This is a genomic window from Tateyamaria algicola (assembly GCF_047715485.1).
Lineage (GTDB): Bacteria > Pseudomonadota > Alphaproteobacteria > Rhodobacterales > Rhodobacteraceae > Tateyamaria.
Genome location: NZ_CP180422.1, coordinates 3,484,256 through 3,500,855 on the forward strand (window position 1 = coordinate 3,484,256; position 16,600 = coordinate 3,500,855).

Genomic DNA, 16,600 nt, shown 5'->3' on the forward strand with positions numbered 1-16,600 from the left:
TATGAACGAAGCCTTGGATGTGCTGTGCCCGATGCACGTGATTCTGTCCGAGACGGGGCATGTGCTGCATGCCGGCCCGACGGTGCAGAAACTACGCCCGGACAACCCGTTCGAGGGGCGCAGATTCCTCGAGATTTTCGATCTCAAGCGCCCGCGGGCCATTACAAACATGGACACGCTGCGTGCGACTGCCGGGACCAAGCTGCACCTGCAATTGCGCGATGCCCCGCAGACCGAGATCAAGGGCATTCTCGTGCCGGGGGCCAAGCCGGGGCAGAGCATTGTCAATCTGTCCTTTGGCATTTCGGTGGTGGATGCGGTGGCCGATTATGCGCTCACCAGCGCGGATTTCGCGGCCACCGACCTGACAATCGAGATGCTCTATCTGGTCGAGGCCAAGTCGGCGGCCATGGATGCGTCGCGCAAGCTGAACCTGCGCCTGCAGGGTGCGATGATCGCGGCCGAGGAACAGGCCTTTACCGACACGCTGACCGGCCTCAAGAATCGCCGCGCGATGGATCACGTGCTGGCGCGTCATATCGAATGGGATACGCGGTTTGGTCTGATGCAGGTCGATCTGGACTGGTTCAAGGCGGTGAATGACACGCTCGGCCACGCCGCCGGTGATCATGTCCTGCAAACCGTCGCCCGTGTCATGGTCGAGGAAACACGCGATACGGATACGGTGGCCCGGGTCGGTGGGGACGAATTTGTCATCATCCTGCCTTATGCCAACGGGACAGTCGCGTTGGAAAACATCGGTACGCGGATCATCGAACGATTGACCAAGCCGATCCCGTTCCAGGGCGAGATGTGTCACATCTCTGCCAGTATCGGCACCACGATCTTCGAACCCGGGTCCGAGCAGACCATGGCGCAGATCCTGGATGATGCCGATGTCGCGCTCTATGCCTCCAAACACGGGGGGCGTGGGCAGCAGACCATCTATTCCGAACAGTTGCGCGCGCAGGCCGATAACCTTTCACCGCCCACTGGTCGGGCAGAAGTCAACAGCGCGTAACGCTTTTTGAGCTCTCCAAACCGTGGTTTAGGCCTATGCCTCAAACCGGATCGAGTCGCCGCAACCGACTATCAATGGATAGAGACCACTCCGGACCCCGCAAAATCACCGGTTTTGAGAGGCAATGGGCCGACTTGGCTGGCGCAGTTTTGCCCCCGATGACGCGCTCTGACGGCCTCCGATGCCGCTCCTGAAAGGTGTACGTTGAGCCGTAACAATTTGTTTAGCCATCAAAAAAGCCGAAGATTAGATATGAAACAGGCAGTGTCGTTTGTTAATTACACTTGAATATGTCAGCTTTGAGTGACACAGTGAGAATTACAGTGTGCGTTTATAGACGGCTTGGCCAAGGCAAATGATGGCGCAAGCTTTCGATTCCGGCTTTGAATCACGGAGGAATGAACGTGGCGGATAGCGAAGACAAAGTTTGGCCAACCGGCCTGACACTAGAAGAGGCAGAGGAGGTGCATAGCTACCTCATCGATGGCACGCGCGTATTCGGCGCCATCGCATTGCTGGCTCACATCCTGGTCGCTGTGACGACCCCCTGGCTCGGATAAGGGAGGCACACAATGAACAACGCAAAAATGTGGTTGGTCGTAAGCCCAACAGTTGGTGTTCCCTTGTTTCTGGGTGCGGTCGCCGTCGGCTCCTTTGCCGTGCACGTCGCCGTTCTGAGCAACACGACATGGGTGTCGGATTTCCTGTCCGGCAATGAACTGGGCTCGGGCGAAGAGACGGCTGCAGCCACCATGCTGCCCGCGACCGAAGCGGATGTTGCCAAGGCATCCTATGTTCTACCCGGTGTTGACGGGTCTCGCGAGGTGACGATCACACTGTCTGATGGCACAACGGTCAAGGCGGTCCTGCAACCATCCGAGTTGCATGCGAACGCGCAAGGCCATGCGGTCATAACGCAATAACCTATTCAGCCCGCAGACTGGCATCTGCGGGCTGAATGTTTTTCAAGGTCACGATGTCCGCGCTGGCGCGGCTTTGGCCGCACTATGGTTGATCCGGAAGATGTTCGACTATCGCGCCTTCGCAACTCGGAAACTGGCCGCCCTCGGTCCGAAATACCTGCCGTTTGCCGATGTCGCCAGCCCCGAGATGCCGCTGTCGCGTCTGTTGCGGCTTTCCCTGTTTCAAGTCACCGTTGGTATGGCGCTGGTCCTGTTAGTCGGCACCCTGAACCGGGTGATGATCGTCGAATTGACTGTGCCCGCGTCGCTGGTGGCCGTCATGCTGGCCCTGCCATTGCTCTTTGCCCCGTTTCGCACGTTGATCGGTTTCAAATCCGATGTGCATGTGTCAGCACTTGGCTTGCGTCGCGTTCCCTACATCTGGAAAGGCACGCTGCTGCAATTCGGCGGCTTTGCGATCATGCCGTTCGCCCTGTTGGTCCTGTCAGGCTACGGCGAGGCGGTCGATGCGCCGCGCTGGATCGGTTACAGTTCGGCCGCGCTGTCGTTCCTGCTGGTCGGGGCGGGGGTACATATGGTGCAGACCGTGGGCCTGGCGCTGGCCACTGATCTCGTGCCGCAAGAGGACCAGCCCAAGGTCGTTGGCCTGATGTACGTGATGTTGCTGGTCGGGATGGTCGCCAGCGCACTCGTCTTTGGCGCGCTATTGGAAAACTACACGCCCGGGCGCCTGATACAGGTGATCCAGGGGGCGGCTGTTGTCACCGTGGTGCTGAACATGGCCGCAATGTGGAAACAGGAGGCACGCAGCCGTGTCCGCGCCCAAGCGATGAAAGCGGCCCCGCATGTCGCGTTTTCCGAGGCCTGGGCGTCGATGATGCAAAGCCCGGGCATCCTGCGCCTGTTGGTCGTGATCGCGCTTGGCACATTCGGGTTCGGCATGGCGGATGTGCTGCTGGAACCTTACGGCGGGCAGGCCCTGGGCCTGTCTGTGGCCAGCACGACCAAGTTGACGGCCCTTCTGGCCACGGGCACGCTGATCGGCTTTGGCATTGCGTCGCGCGGCTTGGCCCAAGGCGGCGCCCCCAATCACTACGCATTGATCGGCGCCGTGATCGGCATTCCCGGCTTCATTGCGATCATCCTGTCCGCGCAAGGCGCAGGATTGCCCTTGTTCCTGGGTGGCACGCTGGCCACGGGCCTTGGCGCGGGCCTGTTTGGACATGCCACGTTGACGGGTGTGATCCGCAGCGCGCCGGCAGACCGCATCGGCCTTGCCCTTGGGGCCTGGGGCGCGGTGCAGGCGACGGCCGCCGGGATCGGGGTGGCACTGGCGGGCATCACCCGCGATGTGATCCTTGGCTGGCAGGGACAGACGGGGACCACTGCGCAATTGCCATACGCAATCGTCTTCATGATCGAGGTTGCGTTCCTGATCCTTGCGATTGCCGTGTTGTTGCCTGCGATCAGACAGCGCGTGAAATCCAGCCGCGGTCAGAACATCTACGCCCCCGCCGAGCGATAGACGCCTGCGTTCGGTCCCGCGACGGGGTCAGGATTTGCATACCACAACGTTGCGTTGAAAATTCGCGCCAAGGGTGTTATGTTACCGTTTATTCAAATTAAAAGCAGGTTGTCGATATGACACAGATTTATACTGCGTTCGTTTTTTCAGTTCTCATGTTTGGAACTGGGTCGATGTTTCCGGCCGATCAGGTGCCGCCACATGCGGGCCCGTGCAATCCCGAGGTAAGCAAGTGCCTCTGATCCGGGGCCACGCTTAACAACCTCACATGAATACGCTGATCTACGCGGGTGTCGTCATCGCGGGTGCGGTCACGTTGTTGATTGAGGCGTACCGCAACTACAACTCGTCGCTGACGTCCATTCCTTTCAAGGAACATCCCATCCTCCAGAACGTGGAGGTGGCCAAGCTGTGTACGCCGCGTGAAAAGAACATCGGCTTCATGTTCTACTCGCTGCTGTATCTCGTCACCTACATCGTGGTTCTGTCCTCGACCGAGATTTACGAGCTGGTCGCACAAGCCGCGGCATCGAATTCCGAAATTGGCCCGACAGACGACATCATTGGTTCGTCGCAAGATCCGCTGAACCTGCTGAGCGGGCAGTATGGCAAACCGATCTTCATCTCGGCCGCCATTATTTCGATCTTCTCCATCGGGGCGCTGCGCCCAGTTGAAAGCACGATGCGCTCGCTTGCGCATCGTCTCGCCGGCGTGCCGCGCGGTGTTTACGCAGTGATCGAGGAACTGCACGCCATCCCGTTCGAAACCTTCGACGTGGAGTGCCAGGTGCCCATGTCCGACATGTTTCACAAGAACGGGGAAAAGGCGTTCGCGGCCAGTTATGACAAAAGCCAGATTCCGTCGATCCTGAGCTCTCTGCGCACGGTCGACTACCTTGCGCCCGCCATCACGGGCAAACAGCGCATCCAGCACTTTCCCTTCAGCCAGTTGTCAACGATGAGCGAACTGTCGACCCGATTGGAACTCGATGTCGAAAACCTCAAGGACCTGCTGAAAGTGCCGCTGCCGGACGATGCGGCCGAACGCAAAAAGGTGTTCGAGACGGCCAATGGCGTGGCCAATGACACCATCGCCCTTTTTGCCGTGCATTTCCTGCGCAACAACCGTGCGATCAAGAATTACGGTGAAAAAAGCGCAATCGCCAAGATCAACGAGCGGATCAAGCGGACCTACAGGGTCGAGCTGAATTCGTTCGCGATGGGTCTGTTGTTTTCCCTTCTGGCCATTCCCGCATCCTATTTCGTCATTCTGGCGTGGAACGTGTCGGCCAGCCCGATCTCTCCTGCGTCGATCCAGGCGACGGTGAAATCCAGCCTGTCGCTCAATCACGGGCAGGGCGAATACGCGCTGCGCTGTGGGATCAGCGGGCCCACAGACAAGCGTGTCTATGATCCCTATGATCCGGATCAATGGGCCGCCGACCCCAGCATCGTGGTGCCCGAGGATGTCGTGCTGACCACGACGGCCCGCTATGATCCGCGCAAAGGTCTGGAAGACGGCGCCAGCGAGGATGCACCGGAGGGCAAGCAAAGCGTCGAAGACAGCAAGCAAGCCGCGCTCGACAAGGCCGAGCGTGCCAATGCGCGCAAATGTACGCGGCTGTGGGAAAACGCGATCAAGACGGCATCGGCAGGGCGGCGGCAAGCGATCCTTGACCAGGCGTTCTGGTGGACGGCCGCGATTTTCCTGTCGACCGCTCTTGCGGCCATCACCGCCATTTTCGGGCGCGAAGTGCGCAAAGAGGATAACTCTTGGCCCGAGTGGGAGCTGCGCCGCATCCCCTTCCTGCGTCTGTTTTCCATGGCCGTCATCCCCGCGATCATGGCCGTTCTGGGGGTTGTCCTTGGCTCGTTTGTCGAATTCTGGGTCAAGACCGGGTTTGATGCGACGGAAAACCAGATCCAGTTTTTCCTCAACAGCAAGTGGGCGTTTTTCGCCATGCATGCAGGGCTTGGGTTCATCGTGGCCATTGCCGTTCTGGTGCTGACCGATCAGCATGATCATCTGCGCGCGGTCTATACGATCCCGATTGGCGCCTTGTTTGCGGTGCTGTCGCTGGGTTGGTACTATCTGACCATCGTGGCGAGTTATCCGCCCAATTTCGTGCGCGCCACGCCGACCGGGTTCCCGTTCAACTTTGAAATGCGCGAGGCGTTGGTCTACGGCGCGCATCCGTTCCTGTTCATCATATTTTTCGCCATTTTCCTTGAGGTGACCGAGGAAAGCCTGGCCGAGAAACGGCACCGCCGCCGCGTCTTTGGCCGCACGTCAAAGGCCCAGCCATGAAACAGATCCTCGCCAGTCTCGCGCTTTTGGCAGCCACATGTGGGCCCGCGGTGACCCAAGAGGCGCTGCCCTCAGCGGCTTTGGAGACGCAAGCCGCCCCGAAACTGCGGATTGGCGTACGATCCTATGCCCGTCCGTTTTCCTACAAGTCGACGAAAGTGCCGGAAAACATTTCGATTTCGACAGGTGCCGGTCCGATCCGCGCGGCGGGCTTTGACGGCTACCTCGTCTATATCTGCGACGAGGTACTCAAGCAGATGCTGATCGACCAGCAGGACGCGCCGCGTTTCGTGTCCTCTCAGATCGAGGTCAAGGATGTCGATGCGCTGATGGCAGCCAAGCGAGAGGCCTTTCCTGACACGCAGTTCGAATTCGACCGTCTGGGCCTGCTCGGCCCCGAGATCGACATCCTATGCGACCCCGCCTCGATCAGTGCAGAGCGGGTGAAACGGTTTGCCGTCTCACCGCCGCTCTTTATCGCGGGCATCGGCTATCTGACCCTCAAAGGGGCCATTCCGCCGCAAGTCGCGTGCCGCCGCGACAGCGCGTTGATCGGGTTTGTGGGGGCCACCAATGCGGCCAGCCAGGGCATCCGCACCATCGTCAATGCCGGGGAATGGCGGAATGTGAAATCCGAAATCACGGCGGCGTTGCGGGATTCCGGCTCTGGCGAAAGCAGTTGCAAACCCCCTGGCGGTATCGACGGGCAGGGCGGTATTTTCTGGGCTGGCAACAACCACGAAGAGGTCGCGCGCCGCTTTTGCAGTGGTGAGATCAGTTACTATGTCGGTGATCTCGAAATCATCACCGAACATGCAAATGCCATTCCGGGATGCGATTTCACCAGCGGCGCCAAAAGCTTTACCACGGACCGCTATGCGATCTTTTCCAAGCTGGATTACCGGGAAGACCCGGAAAAGGCCCTGTTGATCGGACGGTTTTACGAGGTGCTGAGCCGCGAGATCGCGACATCCGCTTCGCTGCTTGACCGGGCCTTTATCGCAACCTTTGGCGAGACGCGCCGCAGCCAGAAGCTGGAGCTGTTTTTCTGGTCGATGCGCGGTCAACCCTGAGGTATAGTACGAAGAGTGCAGGCCACGACAGGTAACTTCTGGCGCAGGCTCGCACCTCATTCTCCCATCGAAACTGTTGATGACAAACGATTTTGACGCCGATAGCGTTCAAAAGGACTTGGATTTGTTCAGATCGGCACGGGGGCTGAGCCAAACCAGTAACGACCCAAGGACGCCCGCATATGGCATTTGATATCATCCCGGACATTCACGGCCAGTCGGCCAAACTCGACAGCGCGCTTGCAGGCTTGGGCTGGCGGCGGGGCACGGCGGGGTGGACACATCCGGATGCGGATCGCCGCATCGTCTTTCTGGGGGATTTCATCGACCGCGGGCCGGACAACCGCGCCGTTATCAAGACGGTTCGTGAACTCGTCGATGCTGGCAAAGCCAAGGCGATCATGGGCAATCACGAACTCAACGCCCTGCATTTCCACATGATGCACCCTGATGATGGCCAGCCGCTGCGCGCGCATTCGCCCAAGAACATTCAACAACACCAGTCATTTCTGGACGAGTTCCCGCTTGGGGATCCGCAGACGCGCGACGTGTTGGACTGGATGCGCAGTTTGCCCCTGTTCCTGGAGGAGGACGAGTTTCGCGCCGTGCACGCCTGCTGGAGCGATCCGCTGATAGATCGGTTGAAGGCGCTGACCGGGAACGGCGTGTTGAGCGAGGAACAGTTGGTCGCCGCTTCCAGTCGCAATGCGCCCGGCGAGGTGTACGGCCTGGTCGAACAGATCACCAAGGGGCCAGAGCACCAACTGCCTGCGGGGTGGCGCTACACCGACAAGAACGGGACAGAGCGGGATCACGTGCGCCTGCAATGGTGGAGTGCGACAGCCCGCACCTGGCGTGACATTGCGATCTCGGTGCCGTCCGTGACGGACCTGCCGGACGAGGCTTTGCCCGAAACAGTCGCGACGCAGACCTATCCCACCACCGCGCAGCCGGTGTTCTTTGGGCACTATTGGCTTAGCGGGGACCCTGTCATTCAGGCCCGCAACGCCCTGTGCCTCGACTATTCTGCGGGCAAGGATGGGCCGCTGGTGTCATATGATTTGTCCGACCCGACAGCAGCGCTGTCGACGGACAACATCCGGGTGCATGCGGTAACACGTTGAAGCGCAGGTCGACAGCGACCTATCTCGGCGAGACGCTCAGAACACTGTGGGGGGAGAAGCCACTTGGCATCCCGTAGGGGAATCGAACCCCTCTTTCCAGGTTGAAAACCTGGCGTCCTAACCGATAGACGAACGGGACACAGAGTGTGAAGGCGGAGATAGGCAATTCCGCTGAGGCGCGCAACCCAAAAAATTCGCATTTTGCGAAGTTCTGTGGCCTTACGCAGGCGCTGCATCGTCAAGCCGCATCTGCACCGATTGACGCCCCCGGAACGTGTTGATTTCAAGCCGCCCGGCAAGGTGAAATGGCGCCCCGCCATGGTTTTCCAGCGCCGGGCCAAGGGGGCCGTCATAGGCCCCGAAGGCAATCGCGTCGAGCCGCGCACCTCCGGTTTCGCCAAAGGTCAATTTCAGGTGAGTCTCACCCACGCGGCGTGCCTGCAGGATGCGCATCGCCGAAAACGCATAGCGGGGTGCGGGCGCCCCGGCCCCGAACGGGCCAGCCGCATCAATCTGGTCCAGCAACTCGATCGTGGCGGCGGCGGGCATCAGGCTGCCGTCAAGGCGCAGGTCAGCCGGGCCCAGCGTGTCTGCGCCCTGACGGGCCAGCAACTCCCCCAGCCGCGCCATGGCGGCCTCGATCTTATCCTCGGCCACGGTGAGGCCTGCGGCCATCTTGTGCCCGCCCCCCTTGATCAACAGCCCCTCGGCGGCCAGCCGCTGGATCGGCGCGCCAAGGTCGATGCCCGAGACGGAGCGGCCAGAACCCTTGCCGATCCCGTCCTCTACCCCGATCACGATAGAGGGGCGGTTGGTCGCTTCCTTGAGCCGCGAGGCGACGATGCCGACAACGCCCGGATGCCAGCCCGGCCCGGCGGCCCAGGCCAGGGGGCCGTCTGACCCGCGCGCCTCGCTTTGCGTGATGGCTTCGGCGCGCACCGTCGCCTCGATATCGCGCCGTTCGGCGTTGAGCGTGTTCAGCCGTTCGGCAAGGGCCGCCGCCTCATGCGGATCGGTGGTGCTAAGCAGGCGCGCGCCAAGGTCGGCCTGCCCGATGCGCCCGCCCGCATTGATGCGCGGCCCCAACAGGTAGCCAAGGTGATAGGGCGTCGGGGCAGTGTCCATACCAGCCACGTCCGACAGTGCCACAAGGCCCGCGCGATCCCGCCGGGCCATCACCTTGAGGCCCTGGCGCACAAAGGCGCGATTGACACCTGTCAGCGGGGCCACGTCAGCGACGGTGGCAAGGCCCACAAGGTCCAGCATGGCCATCAGGTCCGGCCCCTGGGTGCCTGCGGCGCGCATTTGCCGCCCGGCCTCGACCAGCACCAGAAACACGACAGCAGCCGCGCAGAGATGGGCGAGCGCGCCGTCTTCATCCTGCCGGTTGGGGTTCACCACGGCGTGCGCGTCGGGCAGCGTCTCGCCCCCCAAGTGGTGGTCGAGCACGATCACATCCGCGCCCTTGGCCGCCGTGATGGGCCCGTGTGAGAGGGTGCCGCAATCCACGCAGATGATCAGGCTGTGCCGCGCTGCCAGATCGGCCATGGCCGCATCGTTGGGGCCATAGCCCTCGTCGATCCGGTCAGGCACATAGAGCGTGGCGTCATGCCCCATCTTGCGCAGCCACGTCAGCAGCAGCGCGGCAGAGCTGCCCCCATCCACGTCATAATCCGCGAAAACGGCAATCCGCTCGCGCCCTTGCAGGGCTGCGAGAATGCGTGCGGCGGCTTGCTCTGTGTCCTTGATGCTGCGCGGGTCGGGCATCAGGTCGCGCAAGGTGGGCGCAAGGTACGCCTCGGCGGCCTGCGCATCGACACCCATGCGGGCGAGGATCTGGCAGACAGGGCGGGGCAGGGCGGTTTGCTGGGCCATCGCCTCGGCCGCGCGGGCCACGTCTGCGCCGGGGCCGACCCAGCGGCGCCCGGTCAGCGACTGTTCCACATCCAGAAACGCCACGCGGTCAGTTTCCTTTCACCAAATGCGCGCGCGCCTTACGCAGGGCACGCCATTTCTGACAGTCCTCTCCCGCGCGCGATTTGGCAAGGCAGGGGCGCTGCGCGCGATCAGACGGTGTGGGAGGGTGTGCGATAGCTCATCCGGCGGACCGACCCGGTTTTGGAGCGCATCAGCAACGTCTCGCAGGTTAGCCAGCCGGGTTCGCGGTGAACGGCCTGCAACAGCGAGCCATCGGTGACGCCGGTCGCGGCAAAGATCACGTCTTGGGTCACCATGTCATCGCGCCGGTAGATGCGGTTCAGGTCCGTGATCCCGGCCTTGGCCGCGCGGCCCTTTTCGTCGTCGTTGCGGAACAGAAGGCGGCCATAGATCTGGCCACCCATGCACTTCAGCGCGGCGGCGGCCAGCACGCCCTCGGGTGCGCCCCCTTCGCCCATGTACATGTCGATGCCTGTCGAGGGGTCGGCGCAGTGCATGACACCCGCCACATCCCCGTCCGTGATCAGCCGGATCGAGGCACCCGTGGCGCGCACGGCGGCGATCATTTCTGCATGGCGGGGGCGTTCCAGGATGCAGACGGTGATGTCGGCGGTTTCGCAGCCCTTGGCAGCGGCCAGCGCGGCGACGCGCGCACCGTGATCCATGTCGAGGGTGACGGTGTCGGGCGCATAGCCCGGGCCGATGGCCAGCTTGTCCATGTAGACGTCGGGTGCGTGCAGCATCGAACCGCGCGGGCCCATGGCGATCACGGTCAATGCGTTGGGCATGTCCTTGGCCGTCAGCGTGGTCCCTTCCAGCGGGTCCAGCGCGATGTCCACGCCGGGGCCGTTGCCGGTGCCGACCTCTTCACCGATGTAGAGCATGGGCGCTTCGTCCCGCTCGCCTTCGCCGATCACCACCACGCCCGCGATGTCGAGCATGTTGAGCTGAACGCGCATGGCATTCACGGCCGCTTGGTCAGCCGCCTTTTCATCGCCGTGACCGACAAGGCGGGCAGAGGCGAGCGCGGCCGCCTCGGACACGCGGGCCAGGCCCAATGACAGCAAGCGGTCCTGGAATTGTGCGGTGTCGGTCATGGGTGAAATCCTTTTGGTTTTGAAAAACGAGGGGTCAGACGGATTCGATGCGCAACACGACCGGGTCAGAGGCGAGCACCTGCGTGGTCTGCATCGCAGTCAGCGCCGCATCGACAGCGGCGCGCGTGCATTTGTGGGTCACGATCAGAACGGGGGCCGTGGTGTCGCTGTGCCCATATTGGCGCATTCGGTCGATGCTGACGCCTGCGTCGCCCAGCACGGTTGCGATCTTGGCCAGTGCGCCGGGTTTGTCGACCAGCGCCATGCGCAGGTAGTAGGGGGCAGGCAGTTCCGATGCGGCGCGTGGTGCGATCTGCAAGCCGCTGGCGGGCTGGCCAAAGACCGGCAGGCGTGATCCGCGCGCGATGTCACAGACGTCACCCATGACGGCAGAGGCGGTGGGCCCTTCGCCCGCGCCGGGGCCGCGCAGCACGATCTGTTCGACTGAGTCGCCCTCGATGGCGACCATGTTGGTGCCGCCCTGCAATTGGCCAAGCGGAGAGCTGTCGGGCACAAGGCAGGGCATCATGCGCTGTTCCAGACCGCGGCCCGTGCGCTGTGCCACGCCCAAGAGCTTGATCTTGTAACCCATATCGGCGGCGTGGTGGATGTCGTCGATGCTGACGCGCTCGATCCCTTCCAGCTCGATCCCGTCGAAATCGACCCGAGTGCCGAAGGCGATGGAGGAGAGGATTGCGAGCTTGTGCGCGGCGTCAATCCCGCCCACGTCAAGCTGGGGGTCGGCCTCGAGGTAACCAAGGCCATCGGCCTCGGCAAAGACCTCTTCATAAGTCAGTCCGGCGCTTTCCATGCGGGTCAGGATGTAGTTGCAGGACCCGTTCATGACGCCGACGATGCGCTTGATCTCGTTGCCTGCCAGCCCTTCGGTCAGGGCCTTGATCACGGGGATGCCACCGGCCACGGCCGCTTCGTAGCGCAGGGACACGCCTGCGGCCTCGGCGGCTTCGGCTAGGGCCTGACCGTGGATGGCGAGCATCGCCTTGTTGGCGGTGATCACGTCCTTGCCTGCCGCAATGGCCGCCTCGACAGAGGCTTTGGCGGGGCCATCGGTGCCACCCATCAATTCGACGTAAACGTCCACATCATCGCGGGTGGCGAGTGCGACGGGGTCGTCCTCCCATGCATAGCTGGTGAGCGCGACGCCGCGATCCTTGTCTCGGCTGCGGGCGCTGACGGCAGTGATCTGGATGTCGCGGCCCGTGCGCGCACCGAGCAGGGCAGCGTGCTGGCGCACGATCTTGACGACGCCGACACCAACAGTGCCCAGACCTGCAATGCCGAGGCGCAAGGGAGCATTCATGTCGGTATCCTTCAACTCAAGCCGTCACCCGAACGGGTGTGTTGCAGGCGATGTAACGAGTTCCGCGCGGGGGTGCAATTGCTGGCGCGTGCCCATGCTGACGGGATGGCGGGCTGCGCCCATTCCTTCAGCGGACACCCGCGCTGAGCCGGGCGCGGGTCGCGGCATCCACGATGGGCCGCCGCTGAAGCGCACGGCCCCGGGCGCGCAGGGCGGCCACGCGCGCCTCGAGCGTTTGCGTGGTATCGGCGGGATCAGCGACAATCGGCTCGCTTTCGGCCAGCAACTGTTCGATGGGGACAAGGGGGGGATAGTCGGCATTCGCAACATCCGGGTCGACCACGCTGTCCAGCTCGGGGAACTGGCTGCATGCCATCACTGCAAGACAAAGAAGTAGTGAGGCAGCGCGCATTGCGGGCAGACTCCGCTTGGGGGTAAGTGTTGCATCGGTGATGCACCATGCCATGGGCTGGTGCAAGCAAACCTTGGTTTTGAACATGTGTTCAGTTAAATCCGGACCATGGCGCGTACGACAGGTTCCCATTCTGACATCACTGGCCCGCGGGTCCGCGACGCGGCGCTGCGCCTGTTTGCGCGCCACGGATTTGCCGCCGTATCCATGCGCCAGATCGCGACCGAGGTGGGGGTGCAGGCGGGCGCGCTTTACAATTACACGCCTGACAAACAAACGCTTTTGTTCGAGCTGATGCGCGCGCATATGGTCGAGTTGCTGGAGGCGGTGCATGATGATGTGGGTGCATCTGCCCTGGAGCGTCTGGCGCATTTCGTGCGCTTTCACATCGCCTTTCACCACGAACGCCCCGATGCCGTGTTCATCGCCTATATGGAATTGCGCAATCTGGAGCCTCAGAACTTTGCCGAGATCGAAGCGCTGCGCAGCCGGTATGAGGCCGTGCTCGAGGATATCCTGCGGGCCGGAGCGGAGAGTGGCACGTTTGATGTTGCCGACAGCAAGATTGCGACCTTGGCTGTGATTGCCATGCTGACGGGGGTGAACACGTGGTTCCGCACCGGCGGCCGGTTGAGCCTGACGGCGGTGCAGGACCAGTATTGGGACATGGTGCGCAGGATGGTCGGGGCGGCGGGTGGCTCTGTTTGACCTGACGGTCAAAGGCGCCCACCCACCGACCCTGGATCAGTGCGCAGGTTTGATGAAGGTGCCGTTTTGCAAGTCGCGCATCGCTTGCTGCAACTCGGCCTGGGTGTTCATCACGATCGGGCCGTGCCAGGCCACGGGTTCGTCGATGGGCGCGCCCGAGATCAGCAGGAAACGCACCCCCTCGGGCCCGGCCTGAACCGTGACTTCGTCACCAGTTCCGAACCGGATCAGGGTGCGGTCGCCGGAGAGGTCGCGAATGTTAAGCTCTTGTCCTGCAATCTCTTTTTCCAGCAGCACGCCCGACGGGTCGGACGCGTCGGCAAAGGCGCCTGCGCCCTCGAACACATAGGCAAAGGCGCGCCGGTAGGTGTCGATCCGGAAGGTCTTGCGGATGCCTGCGGGCACGGTGATGTCGAGATATTGCGGATCGGCGGCGATGCCGTCGACGGGGCCTTTCTTGCCCCAGAACTCACCTGTGATCACGCGCACCTTTGTGCCGTCATCATCCGTCACTTCGGGGATGTCAGACCCAGTGATGTCCTGATAGCGCGGGGCGGTCATTTTCTGGTCCGAAGGCAGGTTGCCCCAGAGCTGGAAGCCGTGCATCTGACCGCGTGCATTTCCATGCGGCATTTCCTGGTGCAGGATGCCCGACCCGGCCGTCATCCATTGCACCGAGCCTGCGCCCAGCGTGCCGGAATTGCCCAAAGAGTCGCTGTGTTCCACGGTGCCTTCCAGCACGTAAGTGATTGTTTCTATTCCGCGATGTGGGTGCCAGGGGAAGCCTTTTTCAAAGTGTTCGGGCACGTCGTTGCGGAAGTCGTCAAACAGCAGGAACGGGTCCAGTTCGGTCGGGTCCTGAAATCCGAAAGCGCGGTGCAGGTGCACGCCTGCGCCCTCCATCGTGGGCACGGCGCGGCGGGTTTCGAGTGTGGGTCTGAGGGACATGGTTGCCTCCTTATCATCCAAGTGTTGGAACAAAGATAGGCGTGCTCCAGCGCGCTGCAATCGGCAGAATTGCGCGGCATCTGTGCGCGGATGAAGGGGTGTGGCGGGAACCACCCAGACCGTGCAGTTCTCTCATTCCCGAGGACCTGTATGTACAGGTGGGTGCCAGGTAACCGGACCAGGATCCGGACAGAGCCAGCGCCCTCGGAATTGCTTAAGGCCACCGGAATGCAACCGTCCACGAGAGGGGCAGAACCCGCCACCCGGCAACATAGGGTGGCGGGGGGTGTGCCGCAAGGGACGGATGGCGCACGGTCTGTTAACGGTGGCTTTGGCGGGTGGTTTGAGCGGCGTCTGGGGCGCGTTGATCGGCAGATTGAGCAGATTGCGGGTGAAACTGTACAATTTCAGGCACGGGTTTTGGCCGGTTTTGTCCGGGATTTTGCCAATCTGTGCAGTTTCCGGGCCAAACTGTACGTTTTGCTGATCTATCCCCGAAATCGCGCAAAAAATGTGTTAACGCAGGACGTTATGCCGCAGCCTCAGGTGGTGTTGGGCTGTGCTGCGCCGCCGTTCAGGTGATCGCGCAGGCTGACCTCAAAGAAATGCTCCCAGCCGCGCCTGCAGATGTCGAAACAGGGCAAGGTGGGTGTGAGCCCCTTGTGGGTGAGGGTGACCGTGCTGCCGGTTTCGGTTTGCGCGATGTCCCAGATCAGCTGCGTGCCGACCCATTCGGCGGCATCCTCTACATCCTCCATGATCATGTGGGCGTCGGTGCAGGTCCAGATACGGTGATGGGCCGTGTCCTGCGCATCAAAGGCAAAGGTGGCGTGGCTGTTGTTGAACCGTGTGGTGAAGCCGCTGGCCGACCGCTCGATCCGGGTGGACCACCACTGTTCCAGATCGCCCGCGATGGCCTGCGCCGCCCGTTCGGGCGACGCTGACGTGGTGATGGAGGCGGAGTAGTCCATTACGCGTCCCCGTGAATGTGGGTGCGCATCTGCATGAGGTGATCGTCCCAGCCCTTGTCGAGCGAGAGTGTCAGGCCAAAGGCCTCGGCACCCTGGGGCAGGCCCTCGTGTTCCAGCGACAGTTGGGTGCCGCCGGGCACATCCTGCAACGTCCATTTGACGGTGCTGACCGCGTCGCCCATCGGGCCGACGGTGAAGGTGTATTCGAGGTAGTCGGGCGCGCGCGCCGTCTTTACCTCGCCCCAGATCAACAGATCGCCGCTGGTCGTGCCGAACATCTCGAGCTTTTCGCCTTGGGCCATGGGCACCTTTGGCGCGTGGAACCACTTGGCCAGGTGTTTGGGCTGGGTGAGGTAATCCCACACCATCTGGCGCGGTGCCTTGAGGTAGATCGTCTTGGTGATGGTCGTGTCGGTCATTGGATGTCCTTTTCAATGGCAGTCTTGAGGGCGGCGAGGCGGTCGTCCCAGAAGTGGTCGAAGACTTCGAACCAGGAGAGCACGGGGGCGAGGCCCGCGGGGTTGATCTGGTTGACCCGTTCGCGGCCGCGCGGCTCGACCGTGATGAGGCCGCCGTCGCTGAGCACGGTCAGGTGCTTTTTCACTGCTGCGCGCGTGATGTCGAAACGGTCGGCCACCTGGGCGATGGTCATTTCCTCGTGGCTGAGCATGCGCAGGATGTTGCGCCGCGTGGGGTCGGCGAGAGCGCGGAACGCGTGTTGGGTGCGATCGCTCATGGCGTCACCGGAACAAAGTCGAATGCGCCGTCCTGATAGAGCATCGTCACGCAGGGCGTGTCCGAGACGCAGGTGGAAATGTGGGGCAGGTCGGCGGGCACCTGGTAGTAGCCACCGGGCCCGATGATCGTGCCTGCGTCCTCGCCCAGGGCGGTGTGGGTCATTTCGCCTTCGATCATCACGCCGTACATCGCGGCGGATTTGACATGGGGCGGGCTGGCTGTGCCTGCGGGCAGGCGCACCATGGCGAAATAGGCCTCGCTCCAGCGGTCGCCGGACAGGGGGGCAAATGCGACCCCTTCGGCCGTGGTTTCCCAGTCGAGCGTGTCGGTGGGGGCCAATGTGATCGTGGGGTCGGCAAGCGCTGGTGTAGAGGCCAGCAGCAGGGCAAGGGCGGTGCGTGTCATGGGGTGGCTCCGATATGTGATACCGTTTGGTTTCATTAATATGTGAAACCTTATGGTATCATGTCAAGCCGTATTGTTTATGGGTGAG

The 16,600-nt window shown here is 62.2% G+C and carries 17 protein-coding genes and 1 tRNA gene; 8 read left to right on the forward strand and 10 right to left on the reverse strand.

Annotation, left to right across the window (positions count from 1 at the left end; all coding sequences use genetic code 11):
- Position 1: 1 nt before the first annotated feature.
- The 7 genes from ACMHLQ_RS19635 (at position 2) to ACMHLQ_RS19665 (ending at position 7,974) form a co-directional block, all read left to right on the forward strand.
- Positions 2-1,021 (forward strand): diguanylate cyclase domain-containing protein, encoded by a 1,020-nt coding sequence (locus tag ACMHLQ_RS19635; protein ID WP_415402367.1) that lies wholly within the window; start codon positions 2-4, stop codon positions 1,019-1,021.
- A gap of 398 nt (positions 1,022-1,419) precedes the next feature.
- Positions 1,420-1,581, forward strand: coding sequence for a light-harvesting antenna LH1, beta subunit (gene pufB, locus ACMHLQ_RS19640; RefSeq protein WP_415402368.1), 162 nt, complete (start codon positions 1,420-1,422; stop codon positions 1,579-1,581).
- Between the two features lie 12 nt (positions 1,582-1,593).
- Positions 1,594-1,944, forward strand: a complete 351-nt coding sequence (locus tag ACMHLQ_RS19645; RefSeq protein WP_415402369.1) for a light-harvesting protein — start codon at positions 1,594-1,596, stop codon at positions 1,942-1,944.
- Between the two features lie 100 nt (positions 1,945-2,044).
- Positions 2,045-3,469 carry a PucC family protein gene (locus tag ACMHLQ_RS19650; protein WP_415402370.1) on the forward strand — a complete coding sequence of 475 codons (1,425 nt, stop codon included), beginning with the start codon at positions 2,045-2,047 and terminating at the stop codon, positions 3,467-3,469.
- Between the two features lie 268 nt (positions 3,470-3,737).
- Positions 3,738-5,777, forward strand: a complete 2,040-nt coding sequence (locus ACMHLQ_RS19655; RefSeq protein WP_415402371.1) for a hypothetical protein — start codon at positions 3,738-3,740, stop codon at positions 5,775-5,777.
- Positions 5,774-6,850, forward strand: a complete 1,077-nt coding sequence (locus tag ACMHLQ_RS19660; protein WP_415402372.1) for a hypothetical protein — start codon at positions 5,774-5,776, stop codon at positions 6,848-6,850. Before ACMHLQ_RS19655 ends, ACMHLQ_RS19660 begins: the two co-directional genes overlap by 4 nt.
- A gap of 182 nt (positions 6,851-7,032) precedes the next feature.
- On the forward strand, positions 7,033-7,974 hold the full coding sequence (locus tag ACMHLQ_RS19665) for a metallophosphoesterase (protein ID WP_415402373.1): 942 nt from the start codon (positions 7,033-7,035) through the stop codon (positions 7,972-7,974).
- Between the two features lie 64 nt (positions 7,975-8,038).
- On the opposite strand, the gene ACMHLQ_RS19670 is transcribed toward ACMHLQ_RS19665, so the two are convergent.
- The 5 genes from ACMHLQ_RS19670 to ACMHLQ_RS19690 form a co-directional block, all read right to left on the reverse strand.
- Positions 8,039-8,113: transfer RNA gene (locus ACMHLQ_RS19670), tRNA-Glu, on the reverse strand.
- A gap of 80 nt (positions 8,114-8,193) precedes the next feature.
- Entirely contained in the window at positions 8,194-9,933 is a 1,740-nt protein-coding gene (gene recJ / locus ACMHLQ_RS19675) for a single-stranded-DNA-specific exonuclease RecJ (RefSeq protein WP_415402374.1), read from the reverse strand.
- A gap of 107 nt (positions 9,934-10,040) precedes the next feature.
- Positions 10,041-11,009 (reverse strand): class II fructose-bisphosphatase, encoded by a 969-nt coding sequence (gene glpX, locus ACMHLQ_RS19680; protein ID WP_415402375.1) that lies wholly within the window; start codon positions 11,007-11,009, stop codon positions 10,041-10,043.
- Positions 11,010-11,043: 34 nt separating this feature from the next.
- A complete protein-coding gene (locus ACMHLQ_RS19685; RefSeq protein WP_415402376.1) occupies positions 11,044-12,330 on the reverse strand; it encodes a homoserine dehydrogenase in 1,287 nt (428 codons plus the stop codon).
- A gap of 127 nt (positions 12,331-12,457) precedes the next feature.
- Entirely contained in the window at positions 12,458-12,706 is a 249-nt protein-coding gene (locus ACMHLQ_RS19690) for a hypothetical protein (RefSeq protein WP_415402377.1), read from the reverse strand.
- 144 nt (positions 12,707-12,850) lie between these two features.
- Here ACMHLQ_RS19690 and ACMHLQ_RS19695 point away from each other — a divergent pair, with 144 nt between their 5' ends.
- Entirely contained in the window at positions 12,851-13,450 is a 600-nt protein-coding gene (locus ACMHLQ_RS19695) for a TetR/AcrR family transcriptional regulator (protein ID WP_415402378.1), read from the forward strand.
- A gap of 36 nt (positions 13,451-13,486) precedes the next feature.
- Here ACMHLQ_RS19695 and ACMHLQ_RS19700 read toward each other — a convergent pair whose 3' ends face one another.
- The 5 genes from ACMHLQ_RS19700 to ACMHLQ_RS19720 all read right to left on the reverse strand — a co-directional run bounded on the left by ACMHLQ_RS19700 (position 13,487) and on the right by ACMHLQ_RS19720 (position 16,512).
- Positions 13,487-14,398, reverse strand: coding sequence for a pirin family protein (locus ACMHLQ_RS19700; protein ID WP_415402379.1), 912 nt, complete (start codon positions 14,396-14,398; stop codon positions 13,487-13,489).
- A 542-nt stretch (positions 14,399-14,940) separates the two neighbouring features.
- Entirely contained in the window at positions 14,941-15,369 is a 429-nt protein-coding gene (locus ACMHLQ_RS19705; protein ID WP_415402380.1) for a hypothetical protein, read from the reverse strand.
- Positions 15,369-15,788, reverse strand: coding sequence for an SRPBCC family protein (locus tag ACMHLQ_RS19710; protein WP_415402381.1), 420 nt, complete (start codon positions 15,786-15,788; stop codon positions 15,369-15,371). The genes ACMHLQ_RS19705 and ACMHLQ_RS19710 overlap by 1 nt, the downstream gene beginning before the upstream one ends.
- The gene (locus tag ACMHLQ_RS19715) at positions 15,785-16,105 is read right to left on the reverse strand and encodes an ArsR/SmtB family transcription factor (RefSeq protein ID WP_415402382.1); all 321 of its coding nucleotides are present in this window, start codon (positions 16,103-16,105) and stop codon (positions 15,785-15,787) included. Before ACMHLQ_RS19715 ends, ACMHLQ_RS19710 begins: the two co-directional genes overlap by 4 nt.
- Positions 16,102-16,512, reverse strand: coding sequence for a cupin domain-containing protein (locus ACMHLQ_RS19720; RefSeq protein WP_415402383.1), 411 nt, complete (start codon positions 16,510-16,512; stop codon positions 16,102-16,104). Before ACMHLQ_RS19720 ends, ACMHLQ_RS19715 begins: the two co-directional genes overlap by 4 nt.
- Positions 16,513-16,600: the final 88 nt, after the last annotated feature.